The organism is Rhizobium acidisoli, assembly GCF_002531755.2.
Taxonomy (GTDB): domain Bacteria; phylum Pseudomonadota; class Alphaproteobacteria; order Rhizobiales; family Rhizobiaceae; genus Rhizobium; species Rhizobium acidisoli.
In genome coordinates, this window is the sequence record NZ_CP034998.1 from 3638738 (window position 1) to 3651719 (window position 12982).

10 protein-coding genes are annotated in these 12982 nt (G+C 62.5%); 1 reads left to right on the forward strand and 9 read right to left on the reverse strand.

Annotated features, from left to right (window positions below):
• The first annotated feature begins 15 nt into the window (after positions 1-15).
• A complete protein-coding gene (locus tag CO657_RS17775; RefSeq protein WP_054184154.1) occupies positions 16-939 on the forward strand; it encodes an ROK family protein in 924 nt (307 codons plus the stop codon).
• Here the strand turns inward: CO657_RS17775 and CO657_RS17780 are convergent.
• From CO657_RS17780 to araG, 9 genes are all read right to left on the reverse strand, one after another.
• On the reverse strand, positions 929-2839 hold the full coding sequence (locus tag CO657_RS17780) for a beta-N-acetylhexosaminidase (protein ID WP_054184153.1): 1911 nt from the start codon (positions 2837-2839) through the stop codon (positions 929-931). The genes CO657_RS17775 and CO657_RS17780 overlap by 11 nt on opposite strands.
• 173 nt (positions 2840-3012) lie before the next feature.
• A complete protein-coding gene (locus CO657_RS17785) occupies positions 3013-6159 on the reverse strand; it encodes an efflux RND transporter permease subunit (protein WP_054184152.1) in 3147 nt (1048 codons plus the stop codon).
• A 25-nt stretch (positions 6160-6184) separates the two neighbouring features.
• Complete coding sequence (locus tag CO657_RS17790) at positions 6185-7324, reverse strand: efflux RND transporter periplasmic adaptor subunit (RefSeq protein WP_054184219.1); 1140 nt, start codon at positions 7322-7324, stop codon at positions 6185-6187.
• 50 nt (positions 7325-7374) lie between these two features.
• Positions 7375-7983, reverse strand: coding sequence for a TetR/AcrR family transcriptional regulator (locus CO657_RS17795; protein WP_003590122.1), 609 nt, complete (start codon positions 7981-7983; stop codon positions 7375-7377).
• Positions 7984-8195: 212 nt separating this feature from the next.
• Entirely contained in the window at positions 8196-8627 is a 432-nt protein-coding gene (locus CO657_RS17800) for an OsmC family protein (protein ID WP_054184151.1), read from the reverse strand.
• Between the two features lie 151 nt (positions 8628-8778).
• Positions 8779-9558 (reverse strand): SDR family oxidoreductase, encoded by a 780-nt coding sequence (locus CO657_RS17805; RefSeq protein ID WP_054184150.1) that lies wholly within the window; start codon positions 9556-9558, stop codon positions 8779-8781.
• Entirely contained in the window at positions 9558-10448 is an 891-nt protein-coding gene (locus tag CO657_RS17810) for an aldose 1-epimerase (RefSeq protein WP_054184149.1), read from the reverse strand. Before CO657_RS17810 ends, CO657_RS17805 begins: the two co-directional genes overlap by 1 nt.
• Positions 10445-11395, reverse strand: coding sequence for an L-arabinose ABC transporter permease AraH (araH, locus tag CO657_RS17815; protein WP_012559047.1), 951 nt, complete (start codon positions 11393-11395; stop codon positions 10445-10447). Before araH ends, CO657_RS17810 begins: the two co-directional genes overlap by 4 nt.
• A gap of 17 nt (positions 11396-11412) precedes the next feature.
• A complete protein-coding gene (gene araG / locus CO657_RS17820) occupies positions 11413-12918 on the reverse strand; it encodes an L-arabinose ABC transporter ATP-binding protein AraG (protein ID WP_012559048.1) in 1506 nt (501 codons plus the stop codon).
• Between the last annotated feature and the right edge of the window lie 64 nt (positions 12919-12982).

Sequence of the window (12982 nt, forward strand, 5' to 3'; positions counted from 1 at the left end):
AATGGCAGGGTGGCAATGATCATCTCATTCGATATCGGCGGCTCCGCCATCAAGGGTGGCATTGCCCGCTCCGAGACGGTTATCGTCCCCCTCGGCCGGCGCCCGACGCCTAGGGATGATTTTGCCGCCTTCGTCGACACCCTGCGTGCCATCATCGCCGAAACCGGTGAAGAACCGAGCCGTATCGCGCTGTCCATCGCAGGCGTGGTCGATCCCGATACGCAGCGGCTGATCTGCGCCAACATTCCTTGCATCCATGGCCGCACGCTGGCCGCCGATCTCGAAGCCGAACTCCGTCTGCCGGCACTGATCGCCAACGACGCCGACTGTTTCGCCATGGCCGAAGCCGGCCTCGGCGCCGGTCGCGGCCACCGCATCGTTTTCGGCGCCATCCTCGGCACCGGCGTCGGCGGCGGCCTGATTGCCGATGGCCGTCTCGTCAACGAGGCCGGTGGTTTTGCCGGCGAATGGGGTCACGGGCCGATCATCGCCTCGGTAGCCGGCAATCCGCCTGCCGCCATTCCCGCCTATGCCTGCGGCTGCGGCCAGAAAGGCTGCGTCGACACCGTCGGCGGCGCCCGTGGCCTGGAACGGCTGCACAAGACGCTGCATGATCTCGACCTTTCGAGCGAAGAGATTATCGCGCAATGGCAACAGGACGAGGAAAAGGCTACACGGACGATCGACGTCTATGTCGATCTCGTCGCCTCGCCGCTGGCGCTGACGATCAACATCACCGGCGCGACCATCGTGCCGGTCGGCGGCGGCCTGTCCAATGTCGAGCCATTGCTTGCCGAACTCGACCACGCCGTGCGCGCCCGCATCCTGCGCAAATTCGACCGGCCGCTGGTGGTGCGCAGCCAATGCCGCATCGAACCAGGCCTGATCGGCGCAGCGCTGCTCGGGCTGAAAGCCGAAGCATTGCTTTCTAAAGCATAGGCCACATCCGCACGATCGCTGCGAACCGGTCCCAATCCTTCCGGTCCGACGGCGTCCATGCGGCCTCGGCAACAGCCGGAAGACGCGGAAAGACCAGCCGGTTGAAATAGGCGCGTGAGATGAAGTTTTCAGTCCAGATGCAGGCCTGGATGCCGCGCATCTTCTCCTGCAGCGCCTCCGGCAGCTCACCCTCGGCCTCGTAAGCATAGCTATGTTCCGGCGGCGAATAGCCCGCCCATGCGGCGCCGGGCTCCGCCCAGGCTTCGGCCTGCGCCATATCGAGGTAATAGGCCTGTCCAGGCGTCATCACCACGTCGTAGCCTTGCTGCGCCAGCTCGATGCCGACGGCGGGCTTTTCCCAGGCCATCAGCAGCGTGCCGTCGGGGTCGACGCCGCCGCCATGCGAGACCTCGTTCCAGCCGGCGAGCTTCCTGCCGCGCTCCGACAGCATCGCCTTGATGCGTTTCAGGAAATAGGACTGCAGTTCGGCGGTGCCGGCAAGCTTCTCCCGCTTCATCAGCGCCTGGCAGAGAGGGGAGGAAAGCCAGGCGCCCTCTGCCACCTCGTCGCCGCCGATATGGAGATACTCGCTCGGAAACAGCGCCACGATCTCGTCGAACACCTTGCCGAGAAATTCATAGGTGAATTCGACCGCAGGATTGAGCGCATTGTTGGGATAACCCTGCACCGCGCGATAGCTGTCCGGCGCTTCCTGCCCGTCGACGAGCTCGGGCAGCGAGAACAAGGTCGCGGTGCTGTGGCCGGGAATGTCGATTTCCGGCACCACCTCCACACCGAGCGAGGCGGCATGCGCAACGATCCGCCTGATATCATCCTGCGTGTAATGGCCGGCGCGTGTTTCCGCTCCGTCGCCGAGCTGTGGCACGAGGACCTCGTCCGGCCCGCGCCGCGCGCCGATCTCCGTCAGCGCTGGATAGGCCTTGATCTCCAGTCGCCAGGCTTCGTCGTCGGTCAGGTGCCAATGAAAGATATTGAGCTTGTTCCAGGCGAGAATATCGATCAGCCGCAGGACATCGTCGACCGGATAGAACTGCCGGGACACATCGAGATGGCAGCCGCGCCAGTCATAACGCGGCTGGTCGGCGATCGTGCCGAAATTGGGGAATTTGAATCGTTCGCCATCGGCACGGGCGCCATGCAGCAACTGCGCCAGGCTGATCAGCCCGTAGCACCGCCCCGCTTCATCGGCGCTCGAAAGCACGATCTCATGCGCGGTGAAACGCAGCTCGTAGGCAAAGGCGGCGATCGACGATTCGGCGACGAAACGAACGCGTCGTCCGCCTTCGACGGCCCTCAGCGAAAACGGCGCGTCTTCGACTGGGTAGAGGCGCTGGTAGAGAGAAAGAACCTGGGAGAGGGCCTCGATCGCATCAGGCCGCGTCCTCTCGGCCGGATAGAGGGTGGCGGGCAAGTCACCCGCCTTCAACCCGAGCGACAGCGGCCAGGGGAGCAGCGCGTAGGGTTCATCGGCTTTACCCGGCGGCAAGAGCGGCGGCGACACACCACCATCCCGGCCTTCGAGCATCAGATCGCCGAAATCGACGGGAAGGTGACGACCGTCGGCAAGGGTCAGATAGGCCGATTTAACGCCAGCCGTGAGATGTTTCGGCTCTCGGCTCAGCCCCTCCACAGTGAACCGCCAGCGCCCACCCGGCGGTACCGTCAACTCCTCGGACGGCAGGAACTCATGGAAATGCGCGACCTGTCGCTTGAGGCTGGCGCCGTCGCAGACATGTTTGTCGGCAACCCGCGTCTCCGACGTATAGCAGAGCGAGAAGCCGGACAGCTGCTCGGCCGAAAGATTGTGGAGCGTGAAAGTCAAGCGCCCGAAACTGCCTTCGACCGGGCGCCAGCTTGTCTCCAGACTATAATCGGCCATGTCGCGCCCTCCCCGTCAACGAACGGCCGGGATCACGGCTGGTCTTCCGGCATTCCTTCGCAGCTTAGCCTGTTCGGGACTTCAATGGAATCGGCGCGAACTCAGGCGACGCGGACTTTTGACGAAGACCCGGGGCCAGGAGGGAAAACGGCGCGGCTTTCGCCGCGCCGTCCTCACTCTGCTGCCAACGCCGGCGGATGTCTGTCATCCGCCTCTTCCTGGATGGCGTCGGCATCCCGGCCTGGCTCGTCCTTTGCCTTCGGCTCCCGGCCGAAGAACAGGGCGTAACCGGCGGGCAGAACCAGAATGGTGAGCACGGTTGCAACCAGGATGCCGCCCATCATTGCATAGGCGAGCGGACCCCAGAAGACGCCGCGCGAGATCGGGATCAGCGCCAAGACGGCGGTCAGCGCCGTCAGCATGATCGGCCGGAAACGCCGCACGGCAGCACCGACGATCGCCTCCTGCCGGTGCATGCCGGCCTTGATATCCTGGTCGATCTGATCGACCAGGATGATCGAGTTGCGCATGATGATGCCGAGCAGCGCGATGACGCCGAGGATCGCGACGAAGCCGAAGGGCGCGCCGCTGATCAGCAGGGCGGCGGCCGCACCGATGATGCCGAGCGGCCCGGTGGCGAGCACCAGCATCGCCTTGCCGAAATGCTGCAGCTGCACCATCAGCAGCACGATGATGACGGCGAGCATGATCGGCGCCTTGGCGGCGATCGACATCTGGCTTTCCGCCGCATCCTCGGCGCCGCCCTGGATCTCGACGTTGTAGCCGGCCGGCAGGCGGTCGCGCAGGTCCTTCATGTCGGCATACATTTTCATCACCACGTCGTTCGGCTGCACACCATCCGGCAGCGTCGCTCGCACGGTGATGGTCGGCAGGCGATCGCGCCGCCATTCGATGCCCTGCTCCATCACAGGCACGACCTTGGCAAGCTGCGAGACCGGCACGAAGCCGCCGAAATCCGTCGGCACATAGACCGAATTGACCGCCGACAGCAGCGAGCGGCTGGCATCCGGCTCACGGGCGACGATCGAGACCGTCTCCTCGCCGTCACGGAAATCGTCGAGGGCGGCACCCGACATGGCGGTCTGCAGCATCTGGCGCACGCGCTGCGAGGTAACACCCAGCGCCCGGGCACGGTCCTGGTCGATCACCAGCTTCATTGCCGGCACCTGTTCCAGCCAGTCGTCGTGGATGGCGCCGAGCATCGGGTTAGCCTGAAAGCGCGCCTTCACCTGGTCGGCGATCGCTCGCACCTCCTGGCGGTCAGGTCCCATGACCCGCATCTGCACCGGCCAGCCTGTGGGCGGGCCGAGGAAGAGCCGGTCGACCTTGCCGCGGATCTCGGGGAAATCTTCCGCAAGAATCGTGCGCAGCTTGACGATTAGCCGTTCGCGCGCCGGTTCGTCGTTGGCCATGACGAGGAGCTGAGCGAAGTTCGGATTGCGCAGCTGCTGGTCGAGCGGCAGGAAGAAGCGCGGCGCGCCTTCGCCAATATAGGTGGCGATGAACCGCTTATCTGGATCATCCATCATCTTCGCTTCCAGCGCCTTGGCCTGGACCTCGACTTCCTTGATGCTGGTGCCCTCGGGCAGCCAGAGATCGACGAGGATTTCCGGCCGCGAGGATTGCGGGAAGAAATTCTGCGGAATGAACTGGAAGGCCCAGAGGCTGGTGGCAAAGGTGCCGAGCGTCAGGAGCAGCACGATGACCCGGTGGCGCACCGCCCAGCCGACCGTGCCGCGCAGACGCCGATAGAAGCGCGTGTCGAAGGCGTCGTGATGCTCGCCGGCGTGATGGCGCTGCTTGAGGATCATATAGCCGAGCCATGGCGTGAAATAGACTGCGACGAACCACGAGGTGACGAGCGCGATGCCGACGACATAAAACAGCGAACGCACATATTCACCGGCCGTCGATGCGGCGAAGCCGACCGGAATAAAGCCGGCCGTGGTAATCAGCGTGCCCGTCAGCATCGGGAAGGCGGTCGAGGAATAAGCGAAGCTTGCCGCTTCGATCTTGACCAGCCCCTCCTCCAGCTTTCGCTCCATCATCTCGACGACGATCATCGCATCGTCGACGAGCAGGCCGAGCGCGATGATCAGCGCCCCGAGCGAAATGCGCTGCAGGTCGATGCCGAGTTCGTACATCAGCGCGAAGGTGGCGGCGAGCACCAGTGGAATGGCGATGGCGATGACCAGGCCCGAGCGCCAGCCGATCGACAGGAACGAGACCACCAGCACGATGACGAGGGCTTCGCCGAGCGCATGCATGAATTCGCTGACCGCATCCGTCACCACGTCGGGCTGATTGGCGATCTGATCGACGGCAACCCCGTAAGGCAGCGCCTCCTCGAAGCGCTGATAGGTCGCCTCGACGCCCTTGCCGACGTCGGTCACGTTGAAGCCCTTGGCCATCACGACGCCGACCTGGACGCTGTCATGGCCGTTGAAACGATACTTGCGCTGATAGGGATCTTCGAGCCCGGAACTGACGGTGGCGATATCGCCGAGACGCGTGACCTGGCCGCCGGCGCGAAGGCGCAGCTCGCGGATATCCTCCGCCTTTTTCACGTCGCCTTCGACGGAGATACGCACCGAGCGCAGGCCGGTATCGACGGAGCCGGCCGGATCGACGTTGTTCTGGCCCTTGATGGCGTTCTGCAGATCTGGGATGGTCAGGCCGCGCTCGGCGAGCGCCTTGGACGAGACGTCGATATAGATCTTTTCAGGCTGGTCGCCGATGATCACGGCCTTCTCGACACCCGGTGTCGTCAGCAGCATATCGCGCGCCTGGATCGCGAATTTTTTCAGTTCCGGATAGGAATAGCCCTCACCGCTGATCGAATGCAGCGTGATGAACGTATCGCCGAACTCGTCGTTGAAATAGGGGCCGAGCAGGCCCTGCGGCAGCTCGTTAGAGATATCGCCGACCTTTTTGCGCACCTGGTAGAAGGCATCCGCCACATCCTTCGAATTCGTGTCGCCCTTGACCTGCAGGGTGATGATCGCACTGCCGGCCCGGGTATAGGACTTGACCCAGTCGATATGCGGCGTTTCCTGCAGCTTGCGCTCGATCTTGTTGACGACCTGGTCTTCCATTTCCTGGATGGAGGCGCCCGGCCAGATCGCCTGAACGACCATGACGCGGAAGGTGAATTCAGGATCCTCGCGCTGGCCCATGCGCATCAGGCCGAGCACACCGGTGATGATGATCAGCCCGAAGAGGAAGCGGGCGATGCTCGGATGGCCGATCGCCCAGCGCGACAGATTGAAGGGCCGCTTTTCGGTGGTGTTGGCGTCCATGGTTCTATTCCCTTTTGCGACGCGATCAGCGGACCGTCTGTTCCGTATCGGCGAGCGCCGACTGCTGGTCCGGCACCTTCACCTTCAGATTTTCGCTCATGAACTGCGTGCCGGCCGCGACGACGAGATCGCCGGTATCGAGGCCTTCGGTCACATGCACGCCGTCGCCGGTGAAATCGGCGACCTTGATGTCGCGGCCATGCACGGTCGCCGTATCGCGGTCGACCGTCCAGACCATCTGCTTGCCGTCTTTCTCAGCCAGTGCGCTGAGCGGGATCGAGACATAGCTGTTGCCGGTGCTGACATCGGCCTCGATCGTCGCCGTCATGCCGAGCAGCACGCGCGGATCGTTCGGCAGGCTGACGCGCACCGCGAAAGTGCGCGACTGCTGGTCGGCGCTGCCGGAAACCTCGCGCACCTTGCCGTCAAGCAGCAGCTTTTTGTCGGCCCAGAAGCTTGTCTTGACGGTCTTCCCCGGCTTGAATTCGGCAATGTCATTTTCCGGAATGGCGATCTGCACTTCCTTCTCGCCGTCGACGGCAACGGTGACGACGGCGGTACCGGAACCGACGACCTGACCGGTATCGGCATTGATCGATGTGACGATGCCGTTCTGGCCGGCCTTGAGCTCGGTGTAGCTCACCTGGTTCTTCGCCTGATCGAGCGCGGAGAGCGCGGCATCGCGCTGCGAAATCGCCTGATCGTGACTGAGGGCGGCCTGTTCGAGCTGCGATTTCGGAGCGACGCTCTTGTCGAAAAGCTGCTCGGCGCGCTTGTTGGCAAGATCGGCGGTTTCGACGCTTCTTTCGGCCGCCGCGAGATTGGCTTCCGCCGTCTTGACCGCCAGCTGGTAATCGGTGGCGTCGACACGGGCGAGAACGTCACCCGGCATCACCCGGTCGCCGATATCGACGAGGCGTTCGGTGATCTTGCCGGCAACGCGAAATCCGAGGTTCATCTCCGTGCGCGCCTTGACCGAGCCGGAATAGTCGAGCTTGCGGGTATCGCCGGCCTTGGCGATCTCGACGACCTTTACCGGCCGGATGACTTGCTTGACCTCCGCCTTCTCTTCCGAGCAGGCGGAAACGCCGATACCGATGGCGCCGACAAACACGAGGCGGGCGACGGACGGCATGCGACGGCTAAAGGTCTTGAGCGAAAACATCTTCCGCACTCCTGGATCGTTTCGGGGGTCTTGACGGCGGCTGCCGTCCATTATTTCTTCAGCGCCCTGATCACGTAGTCGATCAGTTCGTCGACGCTCGCGCGGTTGGTTTTGGCAAGACATTGCGCCACCATCTGCGGATGGCAGAGATTGATCGTCGCCGCGCCGAAGCAGCGCGAGGCAACGACCGGGTCCTGCTCGGCGAATTCTCCGGCTGCAATGCCTTCGGCGATGATTTCAGCAATAAGATCGTGGACGCGGTCGATATGTTTTTCGATGACATGCCAGTCGCGCTCGATCGCGACGATGATCATCTCATGCACCTTCATCTCGTCGAGCATCAGATCGAGCGTCAACTGATGCTGTGTCTCGACATAGCGGCGCAGCCGCTCGCTGGCGCTGATCGGCTGATGGCGGATGTCGTAGGCGATCTGATAGGCGGTGGCGAGCATGCGCCCGCAGAGCGCCTGGTGGATCTCCACCTTGGAGGCGAAGAAACGATAAATATTGGCCGGCGACATGCCGAGATCACGGGCAATGTCGGCCACCGTCGTTTTGCTGTAGCCATAATGGCGGAACAGCCGCTCAGCCGCATCGAGAATGCGGGTGACATTCTCCTGCCGGGTGACGTCCAGCGTATTTTCCGTGATGTCGTCCATGGTTTCGATGCCCGAATTACGACTGACGATTTTTGAATTTCGTCAGTCGTAAAATATCAAGCGTCATTTGTCAATAGTGGGCGGAGCAGACAGGCGTCGTCAACCGATCGCACCGATGGTGTAGTCAGGGTTTAGAGGGAGATGATGAACACCCGGTAAAATTGAAAGTGCCGCGCGGAAGCGCGCGGCACATCGTCGGCGACAGCAGGAAATCAGGCCAGCTTGACGTCGAGCGTGATCGGAACGGCGGCGAGCGCCTTGGAAATCGGGCAGCCGGCCTTTGCCTTGTTGGCAAGTTCGGTGAAGGTCGCCTCATCGGCGCCGGGAATCCGGCCGGTGAGCGAAAGATGGATGGCGGTGATGGCAAAGCCGCCCTCGACGCTTTCGAGCGTTACCTTGGCGGAGGTTTCCATATGCTCGGCGGTAAAACCGGCTTCCCCGAGGATCAACGACAGCGCCATGGTGAAGCAACCGGCATGGGCGGCACCGATCAGCTCTTCCGGGTTGGTGCCGGCAATGCCTTCGAAGCGGCTGGCAAAGCCGTAGGGATAATCCTTGAGAGCGCCGCTCTGCGTCGAGATCAGGCCTTTGCCGTCTTTGAGGCCACCGGTCCAATGGGCCGAAGCCGTACGATTGATCTGCATGCCGTCCTCCTGTTTCGATTGTGCTTTCGAGCAAGCGGCAGGGCGCCGCTCCATGCCTTCGGGAGTTCTGAGAGCCTTCCCGATGGACAATATAATGCTCTATCTTGAGAAGACGACAGGCCTGTAAAAATCAGCAGGAGTGGAAGCGTTTTCAGGCCGGATGCTGCAGCACGCTGAGACCGCCGTCGATCGTCAGGCAGGTGGCGTTCATGAACGGGCACTCGTCGGAGATCATGAACACGGCCGCCATGGCGATCTCCTCAGGCGTCGCGATGCGCCCGCCGGGATGCAGCCTCATCGTCTCGGCTTTGGCAGCCTCCGGATCGGGAAAGCCGTTCCAGTAGTCGATCACCTTCTGCGTCGAAACATAGCCCGGCGCCAGCGCGTTCACCCGGATGTTGCGGGCCGCATATTCGAGCCCCAGGGATTTCGTCATCCCCAGCAGCGCATGTTTTGCCAGCGGATAGGGAAATGTGTGCGGGATGATGGTGAAAGCGTGCGTCGAAGCGATGTTGAGGATGACGCCGCCGCCCTGTTCGATCAGGCCAGGCAGCACCGCCTTGCAGCAGTTCCACGCACCCTTGAGATTGATGTCGAAACAGCGGTTCCACATCTCGTCGGTCGTCTCGAGCGGTTCGGCGAAGACATTGACGCCGGCATTGTTGACGAGCGCGTTCAGCTGCCCGATCTCCTCATTCGCCTGCGCGACCAACGTCGTGATCGTTCCGGCATCGGTAATATCGGCCGGCAGATAACCGAGCCGTCCACCGATGCTTTGCAGCTCTTTCGTTGACTTGGCGAGCAGTGCGGCGTCGCGGTCGACGAGAAAGACAGCCGCATCCTCAGTCATAAAGGCCTTCGCAATCGCAAGACCGATGCCCTGCGCGGCACCGGTTACCAGGATGTGCTTGCCCTGCAGCCGGCCGCCCATCATCTCCCCTCCGATTGAACCGGCAGCGCCGACATCAGAATCGTCACCGTGCCGGCAAGAATTTCGCCGGGCGCAAGCGGCGCGAGTCCGCCGAAATCAGGCAAATGGTGGCCGTTCGGCAGGTGGCTCATCGGCTCGAGGCAGAAGAAGTCGCTCCGGTCGACCGGCATATAGAGCATGAAGCGATCGAGCGCGCCGTCGGCTTCCAGTGCCGCCTGAAGGCCAAGTTCCGGCCAGGCGATGGCGGCCCGCCCGTTCCAGCCCTCGAAGGCATTGTTCATCCATCTCTGCGGCAACAGTTTTTCTGATCTGAAATCGAAATAGCCGGGCACTGGGCCGGGCAGATCAGGGAGATGGTCCGGCCGCTCGCTCCAATAACAATCGGCGGCAATCGTCAGACGCGTCTTCGGCGTCCGTACGAAGAAAGGGTGTTGACCGAGCCCGAAGGGAAGCACCGCCTCGCCGCGGTTTTCGACGGAGAGCGTCAGGATCAGCGCATCGCCGGCGACCCGGATCTCCTGCCGGGTGAGATAGGCATAGGGTGAAACCCTGTCGGCGGTCCGGGAAAAGGTAAAGCGCGCATGTTCTGAACTGGAGTCTTCCAGCTGCCACAGGCCGAGCCAGCCGTCGCCGTGCCGATAGAGCGGATCTGAGGTATTCGGCTGGAAGGCGTAATCGCGTCCGGCAAAGGACATGCTGTTGCCTTCGACGCGATTGCCGAACGGCACCATCGCAAAATTCGCCATTGTTCCGTCAGGCCCGCCGGCCGCAACGAGAAAGGGCATGCCTCGAAACGTCGCGGCGGTAACCGCGGCGCCCCGAGGGCTGACCCGGACGGCGAGATCGCCTTGCCTCAGTTCGATATCGCGTCCGGTCTGTCCTTCACTCATCCCCGTCGTCCCGCAGCCGAAGATCGCAAATTGTCGAGCAGCACGGCAATCAGCAGGATCAGCCCGCGCACGACATACTGATAGAATGCCTGGATATTCAAGAGATTCATAACGTTTTCGGCAATGCCCATGATCAGCACGCCGACGATGACGCCGCTCATCGCCGCCCTGCCGCCGGCCAGCGAAACGCCGCCGAGAACGCAGGCCGAAATCACCGACAGCTCAAGTCCCGTCGCCGCATTCGGCTGGCCGGAGGTGATGCGCGAGGCAAGCAGGATGCCGGCAATGCCGCAGACGAGCCCCTGCAGTGCAAAGATCCAGATGCGCATGTTGACGACATTGACGCCGGCAAGCCGCGAGGCTTCGGGATTGCCGCCGATCGCCAGCGTGTTCTTGCCGAAGACGGTGCGGTTGAGCACGAAACCGAAAAGGACGAAGAGCATCAGCATGATCCAGATCGGCGTCGGCACTGTCAGAAAGCGCGACAGGGCCAGCTGATAAAAGGCCGGATCGTTGATGCCGACGGCACGGCCATCCGAGGCGATCAGCGCCAGCCCGCGCACGATCTGCATGGTCGCAAGCGTCGTGATCAGCGCGTTGATGCGGAACCGGGCGATGACGATGCCGTTGACGAAGCCGACGACGGCGCCGCACAGCAGGGCGGCGAGCAAACCGAGAGGGATGGAGCCCGTGGCGTTCGAGACCATCACGGCGATCATGCCGGAGAAGGCGACGATCGACCCGACCGAAAGATCGAAATCGCGCGACGCCAGGCAGAACATCATCGTGCAGGCGACGATACCGATGGTGACCACCGACTGCAGCAGCCCCAGCATGTTTCGCTCGGTCAGGAAATTCGGCACGAAGAGCGAGACGATCACGAAGGCAGCGGCGAAGATCACCACCAACCCCTGTTCGCCGAGAAGGATTTTTTTCAACGAATTCATTATCCGTATTCCTGGTGCTAAATGCTGCCTGCGGCATTCTTATCGGGGAGCGCAGCGGTGAGGATGGCGCGCTCGTCGAAATCCTGGCGGGCGACATTGGCCGCCACCTTGCCCTGACACATCACCATGATGCGATCGCAGATGCCCATGACCTCGGGCAATTCGCTTGATATGACCACGATCGCCATGCCGCCGGCCGCAAGTTCGTAAAGGATCTCGTAGATTTCCGATTTCGCCCCGACGTCGATGCCGCGCGTCGGTTCGTCTATGACGAGGACCTTGATGCCCTGCTCGGAAAGCCAGCGGCCGAGAATGACCTTCTGCTGGTTGCCGCCGGAGAGATTGATGATGTCCTGCTTGCGCGACGGGGTTCGCACCCGAAGCCGGGCGATGAACCGATCGGCCAGCGCCGCCTCTTTTTTCGGGCTCAGAATGCCGAAGGGCGAGAAATGCCGGCGCGACGAAATCGCGATATTCTCTTCGATCGACCGGCCCTGGACGATGCCGTCGAATTTGCGGTCCTCCGGGCAGAGCACCATGCCGGCCTTGATCGCCGCCTTCGGACTGTTCGGCAAGACGACAACGCTATCGATCGCGACCTGACCCTGATGCCTGACATCGGCGCCGTAGAGCAGCCGCGCCATCTCGCTGCGGCCGGCGCCGATCAGGCCGAAGAAGCCGAGGATCTCGCCCTGGCGGACGGAGAAACCGATGGGATTGCGCAGCCTCGGCCCCGACAGGCCCTTGACCTCCAGCCTGATGTCGCCGAGCGGACGTTCGCGCCATCCCCAGACATTACTGATCTCGCGCCCGACCATTTCCGAGATGATCTGCTCGCGTGTCGTCTCGGCGATGTCGGGATGGTGGGCGGCAAGCTTGCCGTCGCGCAACACGCTTAGGCTGTCGCAAAGCCGAAAAATCTCGTCGAGACGATGCGAGACGTAGAGAATGACCGTTCCCTTCGCCTTCAGCCTCTCGATCAGGGAAAACAGGATCTCGCTCTCGCGCGATGAAAGCGAGGAGGTCGGCTCATCGAGCGCGATCACCCGTGCGTCGAGCATGACGGCCTTGGCGATCTCGACCATCTGCCGCGCGCCGATCGAAAGCGTGGCGACCTTGGCCGCCGGATCGACGTCGATGCCGATCTCTTCGAGCTTTCCCCGCACCGTTTCGATCAGCCTGCTCGAATGGATCATGCCGCCCTTGGCCGGAAAACGCCCGAGCCAGAGATTTTCGGCCACCGTCAGCTCCGGAACGAGCTGCAATTCCTGATGGATGACGACGATACCAGCATGAAAGGCGTCACGCACGGATCCGTATTTCTGCTCCTCCGCCCCGATCAGGATGCTGCCGGTATCGGCGGCCTGATCACCTGATAGCACGCGGATCAGCGTCGATTTGCCCGCGCCGTTCTCGCCCATCAGGCCGTGCACGGCGCCCTTCTCGACTGAGAATGAAACATCCGCCAGCGCCTGCACGCCGGGATAACCCTTGGAGATATTGTTGAATTCGAGGAAAGCCATCACCGCTCCGCCGAGAGGATCCGGCGGCACGCTGAGCGGCCGCCGTCTATATCATCGTGGAAGG